This window comes from Streptomyces sp. NPDC054783 (assembly GCF_053611725.1).
This window is the reverse complement of record NZ_JBSHAY010000005.1, coordinates 294,426-315,278: the sequence shown is the minus strand read 5'-3', so window position 1 is coordinate 315,278 and position 20,853 is coordinate 294,426. Positions and strand designations below refer to the sequence as shown.

General features: G+C 71.4%; 17 protein-coding genes. 9 read left to right on the top strand and 8 right to left on the bottom strand.

The genetic code is table 11. The annotated features are described in order from the left end of the window. Window positions 1-11: 11 nt before the first annotated feature. Complete coding sequence (locus ACWGJ5_RS13185; protein ID WP_453309818.1) at window positions 12-1,106, bottom strand: baeRF3 domain-containing protein; 1,095 nt, start codon at window positions 1,104-1,106, stop codon at window positions 12-14. Window positions 1,107-1,265: 159 nt separating this feature from the next. Between ACWGJ5_RS13185 and ACWGJ5_RS13180 the strand changes: the two genes are divergently transcribed. Both ACWGJ5_RS13180 and asnB read left to right on the top strand, forming a co-directional pair. After that, window positions 1,266-2,045 (top strand): alpha/beta fold hydrolase, encoded by a 780-nt coding sequence (locus ACWGJ5_RS13180; RefSeq protein WP_453309817.1) that lies wholly within the window; start codon window positions 1,266-1,268, stop codon window positions 2,043-2,045. Window positions 2,046-2,279: 234 nt separating this feature from the next. Continuing rightward, window positions 2,280-4,121, top strand: a complete 1,842-nt coding sequence (gene asnB, locus ACWGJ5_RS13175) for an asparagine synthase (glutamine-hydrolyzing) (protein ID WP_453309816.1) — start codon at window positions 2,280-2,282, stop codon at window positions 4,119-4,121. Here the strand turns inward: asnB and ACWGJ5_RS13170 are convergent. Beyond that, complete coding sequence (locus ACWGJ5_RS13170) at window positions 4,111-4,641, bottom strand: DUF4232 domain-containing protein (protein WP_453309815.1); 531 nt, start codon at window positions 4,639-4,641, stop codon at window positions 4,111-4,113. The two genes, asnB and ACWGJ5_RS13170, sit on opposite strands and share 11 nt — an antisense overlap. 130 nt (window positions 4,642-4,771) lie before the next feature. Then, window positions 4,772-6,367 (bottom strand): alpha/beta hydrolase, encoded by a 1,596-nt coding sequence (locus tag ACWGJ5_RS13165; RefSeq protein ID WP_453309814.1) that lies wholly within the window; start codon window positions 6,365-6,367, stop codon window positions 4,772-4,774. Window positions 6,368-6,651: 284 nt separating this feature from the next. Between ACWGJ5_RS13165 and ACWGJ5_RS13160 the strand changes: the two genes are divergently transcribed. The 3 genes from ACWGJ5_RS13160 to ACWGJ5_RS13150 all read left to right on the top strand — a co-directional run bounded on the left by ACWGJ5_RS13160 (window position 6,652) and on the right by ACWGJ5_RS13150 (window position 9,337). Beyond that, complete coding sequence (locus tag ACWGJ5_RS13160) at window positions 6,652-7,308, top strand: chaplin (RefSeq protein ID WP_453309813.1); 657 nt, start codon at window positions 6,652-6,654, stop codon at window positions 7,306-7,308. 277 nt (window positions 7,309-7,585) lie between these two features. Beyond that, window positions 7,586-8,440 (top strand): GNAT family N-acetyltransferase, encoded by an 855-nt coding sequence (locus ACWGJ5_RS13155; protein WP_453309812.1) that lies wholly within the window; start codon window positions 7,586-7,588, stop codon window positions 8,438-8,440. A gap of 120 nt (window positions 8,441-8,560) precedes the next feature. Next, window positions 8,561-9,337 (top strand): GNAT family N-acetyltransferase, encoded by a 777-nt coding sequence (locus ACWGJ5_RS13150; protein ID WP_453309811.1) that lies wholly within the window; start codon window positions 8,561-8,563, stop codon window positions 9,335-9,337. A gap of 7 nt (window positions 9,338-9,344) precedes the next feature. Here the strand turns inward: ACWGJ5_RS13150 and ACWGJ5_RS13145 are convergent, their stop codons facing one another. Then, window positions 9,345-9,608 (bottom strand): GlsB/YeaQ/YmgE family stress response membrane protein, encoded by a 264-nt coding sequence (locus ACWGJ5_RS13145; protein ID WP_453309810.1) that lies wholly within the window; start codon window positions 9,606-9,608, stop codon window positions 9,345-9,347. Between the two features lie 211 nt (window positions 9,609-9,819). Here ACWGJ5_RS13145 and ACWGJ5_RS13140 point away from each other — a divergent pair, with 211 nt between their 5' ends. Beyond that, entirely contained in the window at window positions 9,820-11,271 is a 1,452-nt protein-coding gene (locus ACWGJ5_RS13140; RefSeq protein ID WP_453309809.1) for a hydrolase, read from the top strand. Here ACWGJ5_RS13140 and ACWGJ5_RS13135 read toward each other — a convergent pair. Both ACWGJ5_RS13135 and ACWGJ5_RS13130 read right to left on the bottom strand, forming a co-directional pair. Next, complete coding sequence (locus ACWGJ5_RS13135; protein ID WP_453309808.1) at window positions 11,258-14,032, bottom strand: glycosyl hydrolase 2 galactose-binding domain-containing protein; 2,775 nt, start codon at window positions 14,030-14,032, stop codon at window positions 11,258-11,260. The genes ACWGJ5_RS13140 and ACWGJ5_RS13135 overlap by 14 nt on opposite strands. 107 nt (window positions 14,033-14,139) lie before the next feature. Beyond that, window positions 14,140-15,324: an ROK family protein gene (locus ACWGJ5_RS13130; RefSeq protein ID WP_453309807.1), complete on the bottom strand. Its 1,185-nt coding sequence runs from the start codon at window positions 15,322-15,324 to the stop codon at window positions 14,140-14,142. A gap of 137 nt (window positions 15,325-15,461) precedes the next feature. Between ACWGJ5_RS13130 and ACWGJ5_RS13125 the strand changes: the two genes are divergently transcribed. Further along, window positions 15,462-16,910: an APC family permease gene (locus tag ACWGJ5_RS13125; protein ID WP_453309806.1), complete on the top strand. Its 1,449-nt coding sequence runs from the start codon at window positions 15,462-15,464 to the stop codon at window positions 16,908-16,910. Window positions 16,911-17,758: 848 nt separating this feature from the next. Continuing rightward, on the top strand, window positions 17,759-18,526 hold the full coding sequence (locus ACWGJ5_RS13120; RefSeq protein ID WP_453309866.1) for an ArsR/SmtB family transcription factor: 768 nt from the start codon (window positions 17,759-17,761) through the stop codon (window positions 18,524-18,526). 89 nt (window positions 18,527-18,615) lie between these two features. Here ACWGJ5_RS13120 and ACWGJ5_RS13115 read toward each other — a convergent pair whose 3' ends face one another. Further along, window positions 18,616-19,050: an SPW repeat protein gene (locus tag ACWGJ5_RS13115; RefSeq protein WP_453309805.1), complete on the bottom strand. Its 435-nt coding sequence runs from the start codon at window positions 19,048-19,050 to the stop codon at window positions 18,616-18,618. Between the two features lie 212 nt (window positions 19,051-19,262). Further along, window positions 19,263-20,300, bottom strand: coding sequence for an acyl-CoA dehydrogenase family protein (locus tag ACWGJ5_RS13110; RefSeq protein ID WP_453309804.1), 1,038 nt, complete (start codon window positions 20,298-20,300; stop codon window positions 19,263-19,265). Window positions 20,301-20,412: 112 nt separating this feature from the next. On the opposite strand from ACWGJ5_RS13110, the gene ACWGJ5_RS13105 reads away from it, so the two are divergent. Then, window positions 20,413-20,763 carry a YciI family protein gene (locus ACWGJ5_RS13105; protein WP_453309803.1) on the top strand — a complete coding sequence of 117 codons (351 nt, stop codon included), beginning with the start codon at window positions 20,413-20,415 and terminating at the stop codon, window positions 20,761-20,763. The last annotated feature ends 90 nt before the right edge of the window (window positions 20,764-20,853 follow it).

Genomic DNA, 20,853 nt, shown 5'->3' with positions numbered 1-20,853 from the left:
CTCTGGAGGTGTCAGTACCGCAGCACTCCCGCGATGCCGTTCGCGTCGCCGAGCGTGCCATCGGGCACGAAGCGGACATCGGCGCCGGTCTCGAGGCACTGCTCGACGATCTCGTCCACGATGTCGTCGCGGGCGTCCAGGTCGCCGGGCTCGGCCGGCACGAGGTGGTCGCCGTCGTCGCGGACGGTCGTGCGGTAGTTCTCCTCGACCGCGAGCAGCCGGACCCGGCCTTCCCGGGCGTTCTGCCACAGCTCGTCCACCCCGGCCGCGAAGGCCTTGTGGCCGCGTGCCGAGGTCAGTTCGCCCATGACGGAGGTGGTGTCCTTGCGGGCCTCCTCCTCAAGGACCGGTCGCAGGGCCTGCCACACGGCGTTCGGGTCGGCGTGGGCCAGGCCCCCGTGCGGGACGTGGACGGCGGACCTGGCGACACTGCCGGCCTCGTCCAGCAGGGACAGGGCGGCCTGCTCGCCGGTGACATAGAGCGGGCGGGGCTGCTCGCGCAGGACCGTGCCCAGGGCGGTGTCCGCCTCGCGCAGGAACTGCCGCGTGGCCTCGTCGCTGAAGATGCTCGGCTGGTCGCCGATCTGCATCCGCCGTTCCGCGTCGAAGTTCTCCTGGCCGTGGACCAGCGGGAAGCCGCCGGAGCGGTCCTCGACGACCCGGTCGGGGCCACCGCTCCACAGGGTGGCGCGGTCGGCGGAGACCGACAGCACCCAGAAGGGCCGTTCGGCGGCCTGCGCGGAGACAAGGTTGCGGGTGAGGAAGGTGTCGGAGAAAACCACCCGCTCGGGAACGGTGCGGGCCAGTGACCAGACCTGGTGTTCACCCGGGGCGGCGAAGATCACCAGGCCGTCCTCGGCGTGCGCCAGATCCACTTCCGCCAGCGCGCGTTCCAGCTGTTTCTCGATCTCGGCGCGCCGCTCGCGGGTGACGGCGGGGTCGGCCTCCAGGCGCTTGCGTGCCTCGGTGACGACATTGCGCAGCCGGACGGGGTCCTGCCCGTTCTCCGGTTCGCGGCGGTGTGTCGGGGTCAGCACGGACACCGCCGGGTAGGGACGCGGGCGCCGCAGTTCGGCCAGGGTCGCGGGACTCAGTGCGTGCTCCATGACAGCACGATAGGGCGGATTCACGAGTACGGCATTCGGGGTGTTCCGGACCTCGAGGGCTGAGCGATTTCCCCGGTCGGAGCCGGTGACGCGGCACCCCGCGGCCGGTTACCGTACCCGTCAGTAACCGAACCGCAGTGCATCCCCGGGAGGCCTGACATGCCGCAGCTCGAAGTCGACGGAGCGGCTCTGACGTACGACGACGAGGGCCCCCGCGACACGCCGGAGGCGCCCCTGGTGTTCGTCCACGGCTGGACCGCGGACCGGCACCGCTGGGACCACCAGATCGCGCACTTCTCGGCAGGACGCCGGGTGATCAGGCTGGACCTGCGCGGACACGGGGAGAGCACCGGAGCCGGGGTGCGCACGATCGCGGAGCTGGCGCGGGACGTGCTGGCCCTCCTCGACCACCTCGAGGTCGAACGGTTCGCGCTGGTCGGCCACTCGATGGGCGGGATGATCGCGCAGACCATCGCCCTGGCCCACCCCGAGCGGGTGGAGCGGATGGCGCTGGTGGGCTCCATCGGCCGGATGACGTACAGTCGCGGCCGGGGCCTGCTCATGGCCGCCTCCACCCTGGTGCCGTACCGGCTGTTCGTGGCCGCCAACATCCAGCGCGCCTTCGCCCCCGGCTATCCGCGGGAGGAGATCCGCGCGCACATCCGCGCCTCCGCCGCGACCCCGCGCGAGGTCGTGATGACGCTGTACGGCGCGATGCGTGCCTTCGACGTCCTCGACCGGGCCGGGGAGATCCGCACGCCCACGCTGATGGTGCACGGCTACCACGACGTCCAGCTGCCGGTACGGCAGATGCTGCGGATGGCCAAGGCCTACCCGGACGCGGTCGTCCGCATCCTCGACGCGGGTCACGAGCTGCCGCTGGAGAAGCCGGCCGAGCTGACCGAGGCGCTCGACTCGTTTCTGGCCGCGAAGAAGTGACGCGCCGGCCGCTTGGCCAAGTTTTTGCCCGTGGCCGGTTCCCTGCGCCGCCGGCCCGGAGTCCCGGCGATCCGGGGATTTCGCGAAGGCAAAACCCGGCCGAAACCACGGGGGAGCGGGGGGCGTGCGTGTTACGGCCGCGTTGACCGTGTGGAACACCTGACGGAGGCTCGTCATATAGGTGCTCGATACAACTGGTTTGCTCGGCCGTGTGCCGGAGGCAGGAGGCAGCGCATGTGCGGCATCACAGGATGGGTCTCTTTCGACCGCGACCTGACCGCCGAGGCCACCACATTGCATGCGATGACCGAGACGATGGCCTGCCGCGGCCCGGACGACCGCGGCACCTGGGCCGAGGGCCCGGTCGCCCTGGGGCATCGCCGGCTCGCGATCATCGACCTCCCCGGCGGCCGTCAGCCGATGTCCGTGACCACCCCGGAGGGCACCGTCGCCTTGGTGTACTCCGGGGAGGCCTACAACTTCACCGAACTGCGCCGGGAACTCCGGGACCGCGGCCACCGGTTCACCACCGACTCCGACACCGAGGTCGTCCTGCACGGCTACCTGGAATGGGGTGACGCGGTCGCCGAACGGCTCAACGGCATGTACGCGTTCGCCGTCTGGGACGGCCGCCACGACAAGCTCGTGATGATCCGCGACCGCATGGGCATCAAGCCGTTCTACTACCACCCCACCTCCGACGGCGTCCTGTTCGGCTCCGAGCCCAAGGCGATCCTCGCCAACCCGCTGGTCCGCCGCCGGGTGACGCTGGACGGGCTGCGGGAACTGTTCGTCCTGGTCAAGACGCCCGGACACGCGATCTGGGACGGCATGCGCGAGGTGGAACCCGGCACCGTCGTCACCGTCGACCGCTCCGGCCTGTCCACCCGCGTCTACTGGCGCCTGCGGACCCGTCCGCACACCGACGACCGCGACACCACCGTCAGGACCGTGCGCTCGCTGCTCGACGACATCGTGCGCCGCCAGCTGGTCGCCGACGTCCCGCGCTGCACCCTGCTCTCCGGCGGCCTCGACTCCTCCGCGATGACCGCGATCGCCGCCCGGCAACTCGCCGGGCAGGGCGAGAAGGTGCGCAGCTTCGCCGTCGACTTCGTCGGGCAGACGGACAACTTCGTCGCCGACGAACTGCGCGGCACCCCCGACGCGCCGTTCGTGCACGACGTGGCCGAACTCGCGCGCACGGACCACCAGGACATCGTGCTGGACGCCCAGTCCCTCGCCGATCCCGCCGTACGCGAGCAGGTGATCCGCGCCCGCGATCTGCCGGCCGGCTTCGGCGACATGGACACCTCGCTGCTGCTGCTCTTCCGCGCCATCCGCGAGAAGTCCACGGTCGCCCTGTCCGGCGAGTCCGCCGACGAGGTCTTCGGCGGCTACCTGCAGTTCTTCGACGAGGAGGCGCGCCGCGCCGACACCTTCCCCTGGCTCGCCACGTTCAACCGGCACTTCGGCGACGACGCCGACGTACTGCGCGCCGACCTCACCAAGTCCCTGGACCTGGAGAGTTACGTCGCCGACGGCTACCGCACGGCCGTCGCCGGCATCGAACGGCTGGACGCCGAGAGCGACTTCGAGTACCGGATGCGGCGGATGAGCCATCTGCACCTGACCCGCTTCGTGCGCGCCCTGCTCGACCGCAAGGACCGGATGAGCATGGCCGTCGGACTGGAGGTCCGGGTGCCGTTCTGCGACCACCGCCTGGTCGAGTACGTCTACAACGCCCCGTGGGCGCTGAAGTCCTTCGACGGCCGGGAGAAGAGCCTGCTGCGGGAGGCGGCCGCGGACGTGCTGCCGCGGTCGGTGTACGAACGGGTCAAGAGCCCTTACCCGTCCACGCAGGACCCGCGGTACGCCAGCGCCCTCCAGGAGCAGGCCAAGGAACTGCTCTCCCGGCCCTCGCACCAGGTCTTCGACCTCGTGGATCGCGACCGGCTCCGCCAGGCCGCCGAGCGCGAGGCGCCCGTCAGCACCCAGGCGGCCCGGCGCGGCCTGGAACGCGCCCTGGACCTCGCGCGGTGGCTGGAGGTCTACGCGCCCGAGGTGATCACCGGCTGAGGCCGATGGCCCGGTCCGCGGCCGCCCGCGTGGGCTGCCACCACGTCGTCGCCGGCTCCCACACCAGGACGTGCTTCCCGGTGCCGAGCTGCGCGGCGGTGAAGGAGCGGCCCCACCGGGCGGCCGAGGCGGCCACGGTCACGGTGTCCACCCGGCGGGCCTCGGGGTCCGCCGGGTCGCCGATGGTGCGTACGTCGGCGTAGGCGGTCCGCCCGGCCGCGAGCCGGTAGGTGCCGGCGCCGCCCTCCGGCGTCGGCAGCGCGGCGCCGTCGAGGTCCCCGAAGGTCACGGTGGGCACCCGGTCCACGACGCACGCGCGGGTGCTGCGGTTGGTGACACTGGCCCGCAGCACCGTCGGATCGCCGGCCACGGCCTTCGCCCGCACGGTAAGCGACGTCCCGGCGCAGTGGACGGACCCGGCGTGGTGGGCCGTCGCGGCCTGGCTCTGCGGTGCGGTCAGCAGCAGGGCCGCCGCGGCGGCCGAGGCGGCGGGTACGGCGATGGCGGCGCGTATGCGCATGACGGTGTCCCCCTTCGTGGTCGAGTACGGGATACGGCGGCCGGAGCGCGCTCTGCCCGGTGTGACGGCCGGAAGCGCCGGGAGGTTGTGCCGGATTCGCGGCTGTTACCCGTGTGCGTCCCCGCTGTCATCAGTTGGTGGGGTTCAGGGTGACGTTCCAGTCGTTGCCGTCCGCCGGGCAGGAGCTGCCGTTCGGCGGCAGGGAGCCGTAGAGCAGGAAGTCGTCGACCTTCTGGTGCACACACGTGGAGGAGGTGTAGCCGGTGTGGCCGTCGCCCTTGTTGTCGAGCACCACCGCGGACGGGCCGAGCCGTGCGGCCGTCTCCACCGTCCACTGGTACGGCGTCGCCGGGTCCCCGCGCGTGCCCACGAGCAGCATCCTCGCCGAGTCGACGTCCTTCACCCGGTCGCGGATGAAGTCGGTGCCCTTGGGGCGGCCGTAGCACATGAGCACCTCGGTCAGCCGGTAGCGGCCGAAGACCGGCGAGGCCTGCTCGTACTCGGCCTGCAGGCTCTTCAGGTCCTTGGCGATCCGCGCCGCGCCGGGCCGGTCGGGGTCGTCGGCGCAGTCGATCGCCATCAGCGCGGCCTCGAGGTTGTCCGCCGGCACGTCCTGCGGATCGACCAGACCGCCGTCGCGGTGGCCGCCGAGGGGCAGGCCGGCGCCGCCGGCCGCGAAGTGCTGCACGCCCCGTGCGTCGCCGTCCTGGACCAGCGAGGCCAGGGCGCGCTCCAGGGAGGGCCACAGCTGCCTGCTGTAGAGGGCCTGCCCGATGGCGCCGACCAGGTCCTGTCCGGAGAACGAACCGCCGATGTCCGTCGGGACCGGGTTCTCGTCGAGCGCGTGCACGAGCCTGACGACCTGGTCCCCGGCCGTACGCCGGTCCTGGCCGAACGGACAGGCGACGTCCGTCGTGCACCAGTCCAGGAAATCGTCCAGCGCGGTCTGCTGCCCCTCGGCGGCGGCCAGCCCCTGCGCGGACAGCGGCTCGGTCAGGGTGTCCACACCGTCGAGGGCGAGCCGGCCGACCTTGTGCGGGAACAGCGTCGCGTACACCGCGCCGAGCCGCGTTCCGTACGAGAAACCGAGGTAGTTGAGCTTCTTGTCGCCGAGGGCCTGGCGGACGACGTCCAGGTCGCGGGCGGCGTTCACGGTGCCTATGTGGGGCAGCACCCGGCCGGAGTGCCGGGCGCACTCGCCGGCGGCCTTGCGCAACCTGGCGAGCAGTGCCTGCGGATGGGCGAGGCCGGCCTCGTCGTCCAGTGCGGACGAGGCCTCTTCGCTGCCCTCGCCGCAGCTGACGGGGGAGGAGCGGCCGACGCCGCGCGGGTCGAAGGTGACCACGTCGTAGCCGTTGGTCAGGTCCATGAACTCCTTGCCGTCGGCGGCCAGTTCGGGAAGGCCCGCACCACCGGGCCCGCCGAAGTTCAGCAGCACCGAGCCCTGCTTCTTCCCGGTGGCCCGGTAGCGGGCGAGGGCCACGTCGAGCGTGCCCGCGCGGGGCCGGGCGTAGTCGAGCGGGACGGTGACCTTGCCGCACTGGATGTCCTTCGGCATGCCCGTGCCCGTGCAGGCCGCCCAGGTCACCTTCTGCCGGTAGAACCGGGACAGGTCGGGCTGCGGCCGGCCCGCCGCGGGCAGCCCGGCGCCGAGCAGCGTCAGGGCGAGGGCTCCGGTACCCGCACAGCGCCGCACGGCGGGCCGTGTGGACAGCTTGGCCAGCATCGATCGCCTCCCGGGACGCCTGTCGCGGGCGGTGGGGACGGCGCCCTGGCATCACCATAAGCGGGCCCCGGACGGCCCGCCTCCCGACGAGCGGGAGGGCGCTCGGTGCCGTACCCTCCGCACCCTCGATGCCCGTTATCGATCATTGAGAGTCTTTACATGCAGTTCGATAACACTGTCGCTCGACGGGGTGAAAGACCGATAAGCCATAACTCGGATGGTTCGCCTGCGTTTTATGGGGTGCGGGTGAGTGCCCGCGACGAAGTCTGGAAGGCAGGGAACCTATGAGACGGGCTACCCGTAACGGTGTGATCGCCGCTGTCGCCGCCTCCGGCGCGATGGCCGTGGCACTGCCGGTGTCCGCCGCCTTCGCGGCCGGCGGTGCCGCCGCCGACGGCTCCGCGGCCGGCTCGCCCGGGCTGGTCTCCGGCAACGGCATCCAGCTCCCGGTGCACGTGCCGGTGAACGTGTGCGGCAACACCGTGAACGTGGTGGGGTTGCTCAATCCCACCGTCGGCAACGCCTGCGCGAACCACGCGGACCACGGCACCGGAAGAGGCAGGTCGGCGTCCGGCGGCGCCTCCGCCCGCGGCGCCGCGAAGGACTCCCCCGGCGTGCTCTCCGGCAACGACGTCCAGCTCCCCGTCGATCTGCCGGTGAACGTCAGCGGCAACAGCGTCAACGTGGTCGGAGTGGGCAACCCGGCCGAGGGCAACCACTCGGTCAACGGCGCCGTCGGCCGGCCCCGTACCCCCCGCAGCCCGGCACCCACCAGGCACCTCCCCAGCCCGTACACGCCACGCCCCGTCGCCCAGCCGACGACGTCCGCGCTGGCCCACACCGGCACGGACATCGCACTGCCGACAGTGGCGGGCAGCGCGGTGCTCCTCCTCTCGGGCACGGCCCTCTATCGCCGCTTCCGCTCCGCCGGCACCGACTGATCCACCCCCTCCCGAGGCCCCACCGGACGTCGGCCCGGTGGGGCCTGGTTCGCGGGCGAGCCGGCGGTGGCCCACGGCGCACGGGATCCACCGGGTGACGGAGGCGTACGAGGACGCCGGCGGGCGCCGGCGCACCGGGTTCGCCGGGCTCTCGCGTGTGCCCTGGGGTGGCCGGGCCGCGTCGGGTGCAACGGCCGATCTCCCCGTGGCGCGGCCTTCGTTGATCCGGAAAGATGCGGCACGGCAGTCCGGTCCCGACGGAAAACGGAGCGCATCGATGACCCCTGCGGCCCCCCACGACCTCGTCGTCACCCAGGCCACCCTCGCCGACTGGCCGGTGATCGCCGGATGGGCGGCGGCGGAGGGCTGGAATCCCGGGCTGTCCGACGGGCCCGCGTTCTTCGCGCAGGATCCCGACGGGTTCTTCCTCGGCCGGATCGACGGGGAGCCGGTGTCGGCCGTCTCCGTGGTGAACTACGGCCCGGAGTACGCCTTCCTGGGCTGCTATCTGGTCCGCCCCGACCTGCGCGGCCACGGCCACGGCCTCACCACCTGGAAGACCGCCCTCGCCCACGCCGGCAACCGCACCGTCGGCCTGGACGGCGTCGTCGCCCAGCAGGACAACTACCGCCAGTCCGGGTTCGAACTCGCCTACCGCACCATCCGGTTCACCGGAACGGTCCCGCAGCGCGAGAGGCCCGCGGGCGTCCGTCCGGCGGGGCCCGCCGACCTCGCCGCGATCACCGCGTACGACAGCGCCTGCTACCCGGCCGACCGTCCGCGCTTCCTCGCCCAGTGGCTCACCGGCCCCGGACACCGGGCCTTCGTCCGCCACGACGGCGCCCGCCTCACCGGCTACGGCGTGCTCCGCCCCGGCCGCGACACCCTCCGCGTCGGCCCCCTCTTCGCGGACACCGCCGACGACGCCCGCGCCCTGTTCGCCGCCCTCACGGCCGAGGCCGCGGGAGGTGAGGTCGCCATCGACGTGCCCGAGCGGAACGCGGCCGGCGTCGCGCTCGCCGAGGAGGCCGGACTCCAGGCCTCCTTCGAGACCGCCCGCATGTACACCGGGCCGGTCCGCGAGCACGCCCGGCACCGCGTGTTCGGGGTCACCACTCTCGAACTGGGCTGATCCCGGACCGTACCTCCCGGGGGCGGCGAGCTGTCCCCGCCCGCCGAGTGCCTGACCCTTGAGACGGCCGCCGGGACAATCCCGTTGCCCCGGACCGGTCCGGCATGATCGAGTCGGGGCATGGATCACTCGGCGGTGCTCGCCCTCTACGACCGTGACATGCGCGAGAACGCGGCTCCCGACGGACCCGGTGCCCGGATCGAACGGACCGGCGCCGTGGTGCGTCACATCGCGGACGCCCAGGGGTGGAACGGGGTGCTCTGGTCCGGCCTGGACGCGGCGGGCGCGGACCGGGCGATCCGCGAGCAGGTCGTGTACTTCACCGGCCTCGGCCGCGACTTCGAGTGGAAGCTCTACGGCCACGACCGGCCGGACGACCTCGGTGCCCGGCTCCTCGCCGCCGGATTCCGGGCCGAGCCCGAGGAGACACTGATGGTCGGCGAGACCGGCCGGCTCGCCGTGGACGCCGAGCCTCCCGAGGGCATCCGCCTCGTACGGGCCACCGACCCGGCCGGCGTCGACCTCGTCGTGGACGTCCACGAGAAGGCCTTCGGCACCGACGGCACCCGGCTGCGGCACCGGCTGCTCGCCCGCCTGGCCGCCGAGCCCGGCACGGTCGTCGCCGTGGTCGCGCTCGCCGGGGACGAACCCGTGAGCGCCGCCCGGATGGAACTGGTGCCCGGCACCCGGTTCGCCGGGCTGTGGGGCGGCGGCACGGTCGAGGCCTGGCGAGGCCGGGGTGTCTACCGCGCCCTGGTCGCCCACCGCGCCCGCGTCGCCGCCGACCACGGCTACCGCTACCTCCAGGTCGACGCCTCACCCATGAGCCGCCCGATCCTCGAGCGCCTCGGCTTCCACGCACTGAGCACCACGACCCCTTATCAGTACGGCGGCTGACCTCACGTCAGCGACGCACGCGGGACCGGTCCAGCGCCGCGATCCCGACCGCCGCCAGGGCGATCTGGATGAACCACTCGATCCAGTCGGGACCCTTGGTGTCCGCGACCCCGAACCCGGCGGCGATCGCCGAGCCCAGCAGTGCGGCCACGATGCCGACGACGATGGTCCACAGGACGCCGATGTGCTGTCGCCCGGGGACGACCAGGCGCCCCAGGACGCCGATGACGAGGCCGATGACGATGGCGCTGACGATGCCTGAGATCTCCATGTCCACCCCTTTTGGACTTGCCTCCCGCCAAGCATCTGCCCGCTGTGGGCGGAGGCACTCCGCTCCGGTTATTGCCGGGACTTTCTGTTCATCCGAGCTTCATGCCATGTACCTTTCAACCAATCGACGCGTGTAGAACCCTCAAGCGGGCTCTACGCGCGCAGACTTGGCGCCGCACCGCCTCTCCCCACCCCTCATGGAGGTTCGCCGGATGCTCGGATCCAGGAGATCCCGCCGCAGACTCACCACCGCCCTGGCCGGTTTCGGGCTGCTCCTCACCGGAGCCGCCGTCCAGGTCGGCAGCGGCACCGCCGCCCACGCGGCGACCACGCACCGCGTCCTGTTCGACAACGCCCACGCCGAGACGGCCGGCAACGCCGACTGGATCATCTCCACCAGCCAGCCCGACCCGCTCGGCCAGGACTCCTCCCCGTCCGCCGAGACCGACTGGACCGGCGCCCTGTCCTCCTGGGGCGTGGCGCTGCAGAAGACCGGCGACTACAGCCTGAAGACGCTGCCTTCGGGCTCCAGCCTCAGCTACGGCGGCTCGTCCTCGACCGACCTGTCGAACTTCGACACGCTGGTCCTGCCGGAACCCAACACGCTGTTCACGAGCGCCGAGAAGACGGCGATCATGAACTTCGTGAAGAACGGCGGCGGTCTGTTCATGATCTCCGACCACACCGGAGCCGACCGCAACAACGACGGCGCCGACGCGGTCGAGATCCTCAACGACCTGATGACGAACAACAGCGTCGACTCCACCGACCCGTTCGGCTTCTCGATCGACTCGCTGAACATCGGCTCCGACCACCCGGCGGCGATCAGCGACAGCACCGATCCGGTGCTGCACGGCTCCTTCGGCGCCGTCACCAAGAGCCTGATCGCCAACGGCACCACGGCCACGCTCAAGCCGTCGGACAACCCGAACGTCAAGGGACTGCTCTACCGCACCGGTTACTCCGGCAACACCGGCGCCTTCTTCCTCACCAGCACCTTCGGCAGCGGCCGCGTCGCCTTCTGGGGCGACAGCTCCCCGATCGACGACGGCACCGGCCAGTCCGGAAACACCCTGTACGACGGCTGGAACGACTCCAGCGCCACCGACGCCCCGCTCGCCCTCAACGCCACCGCCTGGCTGGCCGGTTCGGGCACCAGCAGCGGCGGGGGAGGCGGCGGTGGCGGCACCTGCACCGCCGCGCAGCTGCTCGGCAACAACGGCTTCGAGTCCGGCAACACCACGTGGAGCGCGTCCAGCGGCGTCATCACCAACGCGACCGGTGAGTCGGCTCATTCGGGCTCGTACTACGCCTGGCTCGACGGCTACGGCACCGCCACCACCGACACCCTGTCCCAGTCGGTGACCATCCCGTCCGGCTGCTCGACGGCCACGCTCAGCTTCTACCTGCACATCGACACGGCCGAGACCTCGACCAGCACGGCCTACGACACCCTCAAGGTCCAGGTCCTGGGCAGCTCGGGCACGGTCCTCGGGACCCTGGCGACGTACTCGAACCTCAACGCCGCATCTGGCTACACCCAGCGCAGCTTCGACCTCAGCGGCTACGCCGGGCAGACCGTCACGCTGAAGTTCACCGGCACCGAGGGCTCCCAGTACCAGACGTCGTTCGTCGTGGACGACACCGCGCTCAACGTGAGCTGAACCGGCCGGGGGCGGGCCGTACCGGTCCGCCCCCGTTCCGTCGGGACGCCGGCACCGTCCGCTCCGCGGTGTTCCAGCCGGAGATTCGCACGCCCGGCGCCGAGCCGTGCAGACCTGCCGTCCGGTAGGTGGCGGTCAGCGTCACCGACTCGCCCGGCCACAGGCTCACCTCGTTGTCCGACCAGCGCACCGGCAGCACCGGCCTGCCCTGCGCGTCCACGAGGTGGACGTCCGTCAGCAGCGCCGGGGTCTTCCCGCTCCCGGTGTTGCGCAGGGTGACCGTCGTGGTCGACGTACCGTCCGACGACTCGGTGGCCGCCGTCGCCGACACCGGGGCCTGCGCCATCGAGGCGAGCCCGCTGAGGTCGGCGTAGCTCGTCGTCGGGGTGTAGTACCAGGTGGTGCCGGACCAGTCGAGGGTGTCGGGGCGGGTGGAGAGCCAGTACACGTTACGGCTCACCTCCTTGCCGTCCGCGCCGGTCAGGACCAGGCGGAGCAGATACGTCGAGGACAGTCCGCCCGCCGAGGGCGGCAGGGTGAGTGCGGTGCCGTGCGCCCCGTCGCCGTTCACCGCCAGCCCGCCGACCGTCTTGTCGTACTTCTGTGTGCCGTCGGGGTCGAACACGGTGGCCCGGGCGGTGAGTCCGGTCACGGAGGCGTGCCGGTGGTTGACGACGACGACCGAGCGGTTGTCGTACGAGTACTGGATGTGCAGCGGCTCGTTCGCCTTCTTCGCGCCGAAGTAGGCCCCGCCCTGATCCAGGTAGCGGTCCATCAGCTGCCAGTGCAGCGAGGTCCAGCCGCTGTTGAACATCCAGTGGATCACTCCGGTCGAGGGCTTGGCGGAGTCCGTGGCGTTGCGCTGGTACGCCTCGAACTGGGCGCGGACGTTCTCGTACTGGGCCAGCTGGGCCTTGCGCACGTAGTCGGCGAGGCTCTTCGGGGCGCCGTAGCGGCCGGTGAGGGCGGTGTCGTAGATCTTGAGCGTGCCGAAGACCGAGGACGGCGAGCGGTGGTACTGCTTGGCGTCCGGGTCCTTCCAGAGGGTGTCCAGCTCGGCCGGGGCCAGCATGCGGCGCAGGGTGTCGAGGGTGGGGATGCTGGGGCCCGCGCTCGTCTCGGAGTTGAAGCCGGTGGCCCCGCCCTCGCGCTTGGCGTACCAGTAACCGGGCGGCACCCAGTCGTAGGGCCCGGTCATCTTCATGCCCGAACTGCCCAGCTGTGGCGAGGAGTTGTCGGAGGCGGCGGCGACCACCGGGTCGGGCCAGTCGGCGGCCTCCAGGGCGTCAAGATAGGTCTTCTCGATCCTCGCGTCGGGCGCGAAGTCGCTGCCGATCAGGAAGGAGATCACGCTCGGGTGGTCGCGCAGCCGGGCAGCCTCGGCGGCCATGGACGCCTGCGCCACCGGATAGTCGGCCTCGGTCCACTTGTCGCCGGTCTCGCTGCCGTTGACCTGGCCTTCCCACTTGTCGCAGCACTCCCAGCCCGGCAGGGTGAGGATGCCGTAACGGTCGGCCAGGCCGAAGAACTCGTCGGGCTCCAGGTGCCCTTCCAGACGGATGGTGTTGAGGCCGAGGTCGAGGGCGTACTTCAGCCGGTCCTCGACAGATGTGGTGTCCCAGCGCAGGAACTCGTCAGGCGACCAGCCGCCCCCCTTGATCAGCAGTGTGCGGCCGTTGATCAGGTACTGGCGTGCGCCGTCGGCGTTCAGCGGGGCCCGGACGTCGCGGATGCCGAAGCTCTCGTGCGCGGCGTCGGACGTCGTTCCGGCGACGGACGCGGTGAGGTCGAGGTCGTACAGCGGCTGTCCGCCCATCCCGGCCGGCCACCACACCTCCGGCGAGGTGAGATGCAGCCCCGGGGCGTCGGCGGGGGAGAAGGTGACGGTCTTCGTCTCGTGGGCGGCGAGCGGTACCTGCCGGGTGAACGTGGTCGCGCCGATGCGTCCGGTGAGCTCGGCGGTGACCGCGCTGCCGGTGTCGTTGCGGGCCTGCGCCTTCACCGTCAGGTCGGCGGAGGCGAGTGACGGCACGGCGAGCTTGGTGGTCACGTGCGCGTCGCGCAGCGCCACCGGGCCGCCCCTGCGCACCAGGACGTCACGGACGATGCCCATGTTCCGGTCGGGCGGAGGCTGGAGCCAGTCGATCCAGCCCATGGTGAGGTCCTTGTCCGGATCGTTGGGCCGGATGCGGAAGGCGACCGTGTTGGTGCCGGAAGTGACCAGTGAGGTGATGTCCAACTCGTGGTGCGTGTAGGCACCGGTGACGTCTGCGGCCTGCGCCACCTGATGGCCGTCGACATAGACGTCGGCCGCCGGGATCACCCCGCTGAAGTCGAGGTAGGTGCGGCGCGCGGTGTCCTGGACGGTGAAGTCGGAGCGGTACCACCAGGGGACCTGGAAGTCGGCCTTCGGGATCTTCTGCTGGTTGGTGGAGTGGAAGGGGTCGGCGTACACGCCGTCGGCGAGCAGCGCGCCCAGGACCGTGGAGCGGGGGCCCGCCGCATACCAGCCCTGCGCCGGATAGCCCGGGGAGGAGATGACGGCCGGCGAGTCGCTCACCTTCGCCGAGGACTGGATGGCGTAACCGGCCAGCGGTGTGCCGGTGCCGGCCGCGGCGGGGACGCGGGTGGTCCGGACGGATCCGTGCGGTGGGGCCGGCTGCCGGGCACCGGCCCAGGCGCCGCCGGTGAGGGAGCCGAGCAGTCCGAGGACGAGCGCGGTGACGGCGTACCGGCGTCCGAGGGCGGGGCGAGGGGACATGACAGGGCTCCCGGGCTGTAAAGTTAGGAAACTTTACTAACCCGGCTCAAGCTAGGGCGCCGCGCGGGTCGTGTCAATGACGGTGGGGGGTGGCGCCGTTCGGGCGGTCAGGTTCCGGCCGTCCGGCGCTCGAACACCAGGTCCCGCGCCGTGTCCAGCGCCGTGGCCACCGCGCCGAGCAGCACCGCGTCCTGGCCCAGGCGGCTCGGCGCGATCCGCGGCCGCAGCGGGGTGAGCGCGCGCACCTGCTCCTGGACCGGGCGCAGCAGCAGGTCGACGCTGTGGCCGACGCCGCCGCCGAGCACCACCAGATCCGGGTCGAGCACCGCGGCGGCGGCCGCCACGGTGTGTGCGATCCGCTCGGCCTCCAGCTCCACCGCCCGCAGTGCGGCCGGATTTCCCTGTCGGGCCGCGTCGAAGACAGCCTTCGCCGTGAGCTGCCCGCTCATCCCGAACTCCCGGGCGGCCTCCACCACGGCCACCCCGGACACCGCGTCCTCCAGCCGCTCCGGTTTGTGCCGGCCCGGCCAGGGCAGGAAGCCGATCTCGCCGGCCAGCCCGTGCGCCCCCGTGAACAGCCGTCCCTCGCCGACCACGCCCATGCCCAGTCCGGTGCCGATCAGGATGTACGCGAAGAGCCGGCTGCCGGTGCCGACGCCGTAGGTGTACTCGCCGAGCGCCGCCAGGTTGGCGTCGTTGTGCACCTCGAGCGGTACGCCCAGCTCCTCGCGCATCCGGTCGACGAGCCCCGCACGCCCCCAGCCCGGCAGATGCATCGCATACCGCACCCGGCGCTGCTTCTCGTCGTACACACCGGGCGTGCCGACCACCCCGTGCACCACCTCGGCCGGGTCCACGCCCGAGTTGGCGATCACCTGCCGGGCGGTGCCCACGACGAGGTCGGCCAGTGCGGCGGAGGCACGGGCCCGGTTGCGTACGTCGGCCCGGGCGACCACCGTGCCGTCCAGGTCGACCACCGCAACGCGCAGCCAGCCGCGGCCGATGTCCACGCCCAGCGCGTACCCGGCGGCCGGGTCGGGGGCATAGAGCACGGCGGTACGCCCGCGCTCCGGGGCGTGGGTGCCGACCTCGTGCACCAGACCGGCCGTCTCCAGGGAGGCCAGCGCACTGGAGACCGTCGGCTTCGACAGTCCGGTCTCCCGGGCAAGTTGGGCGCGCGACGCCGCGCCGAGGGTGCGCAGCCGGTCCAGCAGCAGCCGCTCGTTGGTGCTGCGCAGCCGCCGGCGGTTCCAGGGCTGTTCCTGCTGCTCTATGACGTCGCTGGCGGCCATCGCACCATTCTCACGCATTCCCCGCGCACACTTGACGCGGCTAGTAAGGCTCCTTAACTTTATCGCCCAGTCAGCCCGGCCGGGCGTGCCGCCTGCGACGGCACACGGCCCGCGTGCCCGTCGCGTCAGGAGTCCCCATGTCCGGTAGTCCGCCGCCCACGGGTGGTTTCGTCCGCCGTGTCGGCCTGTTCCAGGCCACGGCCATCAACATGAGCCAGATGTGCGGCATCGGGCCGTTCGTCACGATCCCGCTGATGGTCACCGCGTTCGGCGGGCCGCAGGCGGTCATCGGCTTCGTCGCGGGCGCCGTCCTCGCGCTGTGCGACGGGCTGGTCTGGGCCGAGCTGGGCGCCGCGATGCCCGGCTCCGGCGGCAGTTACGTGTATCTGCGCCAGGCCTTCCAGTACCGCACGGGCCGGCTGATGCCGTTCCTGTTCGTGTGGACGGCGATGCTCTTCATCCCGCTGATCATGTCCACGGGCGTGGTCGGCTTCGTCCAGTACCTGGGCTATCTCGCCCCGGATCTCGGGCAGACGGCGGGCGACCTGGTCGGCCTCGGCGTCATCGCGCTGGTCGTGCTCCTGCTCTGGCGCGGCATCGAGCACATCGCCCGGATCACCGCCGTGATGTGGGTGGTGATGATCGCCTCGGTCCTGCTGGTGATCGTCGCCGCGGCCTCCGACTTCAGCCCGCACCTGGCCTTCACCTACCCGTCGGGCGCCTTCGACCTGACGGGCAACCACTTCTGGCTCGGCTTCGCCGCCGGCCTGACCATCGGCATCTACGACTACCTCGGCTACAACACCACCGCGTACATGGGCGCCGAGATCAAGGACCCGGGCCGTATCCTCCCGCGCTCGATCCTCTTCTCCATCCTCGGCATCATGGCGATCTACCTGCTCCTCCAGATCGGCACCCTCGGTGTCATCGACTGGCGCCGGATGGCCGACCCGCACGACATCGCCTCGACCTCGGTCGCCTCGGCGGTGCTGGAGAAGACCTGGGGCAAGGGCGCGGCCGACACGGTCACCGCGCTGATCCTGATCACGGCCTTCGCCTCGGTCTTCACCGGCCTGCTCGGCGGCTCCCGGGTGCCCTACGACGCCGCCCGCGACCGCGTCTTCTTCCGGCCGTACGAGAAGCTGCACCCCAGGCACCGCTTCCCGATGCTGGGCCTCGCCACCATGGGCGTGATCACCGCCGTCGGCTTCCTGATCGGCCGGCACACCGACCTCGCCACCCTCATCCAGCTCCTGACCACGGTGATGGTGATCGTCCAGGCGCTCGCCCAGATAGTGGCCCTCACCGTCCTGCGACGGCGGCAGCCGCAGCTGCGCCGCCCGTACCGGATGTGGCTGTACCCGCTGCCGAGCCTCGTCGCGTTCGCGGGCTGGTGCGTGATCTACGGCTATGCCGACAAGAACTCCCCGGGCCGCCATCCCATCGAATGGTCCCTGGCCTGGCTGGCGCTGGGCTGTGTGGCCTACGTCGTCTGGGCGCGGCTGGAGAAGGTGTGGCCGTTCGGGGAGAAGGAGATCAGCGAGGAGTACCTGGCGGGCGCGGACCCCGACGTGGCCCCCGTGTGACAGCCGGCCTCTCACCGGCATGCACAAGGGCGCGGTGCCGCACCGGCGTTGCCCGGCACGGCGCACACGCCGATGCGCCGGCTCTCCGGAAGGCCGGTCCGGAGAACCGGTGCACCGTCATTTCCCCTGCCGGGCCAGTCAGTTGACCTGTACGTAGACCGTGGGCTCGGCCGTGGCGTTGCCGGGAGCGTCGTCCACCCAGGACGTCGGCCAAGTGCGTTCGGCGGCGGGCCGGGGCTTGGGTTCGGCCCGCTCGATCCCGTCACCTTGCCATTCGGGTGCAGCGTGACGTGCAGGCCGTTGTTCTGGCCGTGGGCGGCGTGGCCCTTGGCGACGAGGGTGCCGTACTTTGTGCCCTTCGCCCAGATCTCTGCCACGAACCGGCGCTTGCCGGTCTTGTAGACCTTGGCGACGGAGACCTTGTCCGCGAGCCGCACCGTCTTGACGGGGACGCGCTGGTCCTTGCAGTGGGCCGAAGCGTGGGCGACGGGCGCCGCCTCCGGAGCGGCGGCTGCGAACGCCCCGGAGGCCGAGGCGGCGAGGACGGCGGTGGCGCCGGCGGCGACGAGGCTGGTGCGCAGGGTGCGAAGAGCACGCAGCGGTGAACTGTCCTTCGATCGGTTTCGTTCGGCCGTGTGTGTTCGACGCTACGGACCGTTCATCAAGGTCGTCCGTACATCGTGTAACAGATGTTCGTAGCGTTCTTCGCAAATCGGAAAGTAATCCAGGGTTCAAACACGCAATCTGGAGAGATTTCGGAGGCGATCCGGCGTCCAGACCTGCTCATCCTTGACAGGCAAGGAATTGCCTGCATAACGTTGAGTGTGCGATCAGAAGACGACACCGGGATGGACAGGGTCTTCAAGGCGCTGGCCGACGACACGCGCAGGCGCCTGCTGGACCGGCTCCACGAGAACAACGGCCAGACCCTGGGTGAGCTGTGCGGGCGCATCGCCATGACGCGCCAGTCGGTCACCCAGCATCTGGCGGTCCTGGAGGCCGCCAACCTGATCAGCACGGTGCGGCGGGGGCGGGAAAAGCTGCACTACCTCAACCCCGTACCGCTCCACGAGATCCAGGAGCGGTGGATCGACAAGTTCGAGCGCCCGCGCCTGAGCGCGCTCGGCGCCCTGAAGCGACGAGCCGAGGAAGCCATGACCGACAAGCCGAGTTTCGTGTACGTCACCTACATCGCGAGCACACCCGAGAAGGTCTGGGAGGCGCTGACCGACGCCGACCTGACGGCCGCTTACTGGGGCCACCGCAACGAGTCCGACTGGCGGCCCGGCTCCCGCTGGGCGCACGTGCGCACCGACGGCTCCGGCATCGCCGACGTGGTCGGCAAGGTGGTGGAGAGCGAGCCGCCGACCCGGCTGGTGACCACCTGGGCCGCGCCCGACGACGAGAGCCGGGCGGACCGGCACTCCCGCGTCACCTTCGAGATCCGCCCGTACGAGGACATCGTCCGGCTGACCGTCGTCCACGAGGACCTCAACGACGAGGGCGAGCGCTCCGACGTCGCCTCCGGCTGGCCGGCCGTGCTGTCCAACCTCAAGTCACTGCTGGAGACCGGCCGGACGCTCCCGCAGGAGCCCTGGCTGGTGCCGGGGCGCTGAGCGGGCACGGGGAGGCCGGCCCGCGCGGGCGGACCGGCCTCCCCGTACTGCTCCCGTACTTCCAGTTCTTCCTTTCCGCGCGTCTCCTGTTACGGCCTGGGGGTGCTCCGCGCCGCCGTACCGGCGCAGACCAGTCCGAGCGCGAGCGCCAGTGCGCCGATGACGACGTTGTTGATGATCACGCCCTTGTCCGGGCCGCTGCCCACGATCCAGGGAGCGATGATCATCCAGATGCCCATGGCGCACATGGCCCAGCTGAGGCCGTACATCCGCTCGGGGGCCCGGGTGAATCCCAGTGCCAGCAGACCTATCGCGATGCCCAGGATCAGGTTGTGGGTCGTCAGCGCGGGCTGGCTCGTCGTGTAGTGCACGATCCACGGGGATGCCGCGCAGTAGAGCCCGAGCAGGAAGACCGGCCCGTCCACGAGCGCCACATCACGACCACCGAGCATGCGGGCGTAGCGTTCCCGCATTTCGGAGACATCGGGGTGGGTCGATATGTCACCCCTGTGCACGTTGGCCATAACTCGTCTCCTTTGACTTGCAGGCCAGACCGTGTCTGGTGCGGTGTGTGTTTATCACCGTGTTTCCAGTTTGCTCTTATTCTTTCTTTATGTGTAGGTCCGTGTCAGTACCGTGACCGACCACCCGGCACCGCCGCATCGGGTTGCGACGGTGATGGCGGCTCGGAGGCCTGTCGGCCCCGCGGCTGCGCCGACGCCGACCGTGCGGCGCCTCACGCACCTCCCAGCGCCCGCAGCTGCGCCGCCCGGGTCTCGGCGGTCTGCCCCTGTACCAGCAGGAACAGCGCCTCCCGGGCAAGGCGCTGGGCGCGGCTCGTCACGGCCATGGACCGGCCGCCCCCGGCCACCACCGCCGCCGTGGTGGCCGTCCGCAGCACCTCGAACGCCTCCGCGCGCACCGCCAGCCGCTCCGCGACCCGCTCCAGTGGCGCCGGATGGTCGGCCAGGGCGTAGGCGCGCCGGCGGACGTCGACGAGCCGGGCCGTGAGCGGGGCGGCCGTCTCCGCGTCCAGCAGGGACAGGGCGGCCTCCGTGAGGCCGAAGACCGCGGGGCCCGCGTTCAGCGTCCTGGCCCGGTCGCGGGGTGCCAACCGCTCGTACGGCATCCGCAGGGCAACCGACTCCTCCGGCAGCCACAGTCCGGTCAGCTCCAGCGACACCGTGCGCGCGGCGGTGAGCGCCGCGAGGCGCATCGGTTCCGAGGCCCGCAGCCCCTGCTGGACGCGCGCCTCGGCGAACGCGAGCAGTGCTTCGCCCCCGTCGGTCACCCCGGCGAGCAGCATCACGTCGTTCAGGCCCCACCCGGTGAACCAGGGCACCGTCCCGTCGAACCGCCAGCCGCCACCCTCCCGGCGGACGCGAACCGGCACGCGCGGATACGACCGCAGATGCGCGTACGCCACCCCGGACATCAGCTCGCCACGCGACAGCGGACTCAACAACCGCTCGCGTACCGGGAGTTCGCTCTGCGCCAGGATCTGCACGGGTGTGTGGTGCTGGGTCTGCACGAACCACGTCGAACAGCACGCCCCGGCCAGGATCTCCGCGATCCGGCGGACCACGTCCGGCGGCGCGTCCGAGCCGCCGTACGCGACCGGAGCGCCCGCCCCGAGCAGCCCCGACCGTTTCACCGCCTCGATGTGGCTCGTCGGCACGCCCTCCTGGTCGACCCGCTCGGCCTCGGGGATCAGCAGGTCCGTGGCAAGCCGGTGGGCGCGGTCCAGGAGCGGATGTCCGGTGGTGGCTGTCATACGGGTGATTCTTCCGAAGATTTCTTCCGGCGCCGTGTCGATCCGGGGGACGGCCGTTCGTGTAGGAGGTGTCTCGCATCCGAGAGACCCTGAAGTCACCGAGGAGGACATCATGAAGCACTACCTGCTCAGCGTGGTCCAGCCGACCGGCGTGACCCCGCCCGCCCCCGACGCGCTCGCCGCGATCATGCGCGACGTCGAGGCCTTCAACGACGAGCTGCGCGCCGCCGGGGCCTGGGTGTTCGCGGGCGGCCTGCACGGCCCGGAGACCGCCACCGTGCTGCGCCCCAAGGACGGCGAGGTGCTCACCACCGACGGGCCCTACGCCGAGGGCAAGGAATACCTGGGCGGGCTCTGCCTGATCAGGGCCGCCGACCTGGACGAGGCCCTGGAGTGGGGTCGCAAGGCCGCCCTGGCCACGACGCTGCCCATCGAGGTACGGCCCTTCGTGGACCAGCACTAGCCTCATCCCCCGGATCACCTCGCGGCCCGGACGAGGCGGTCGCGAGGTGCGCCGGGGTGGCCGGCGACGCCGCACCGCCACGGCCGCCTG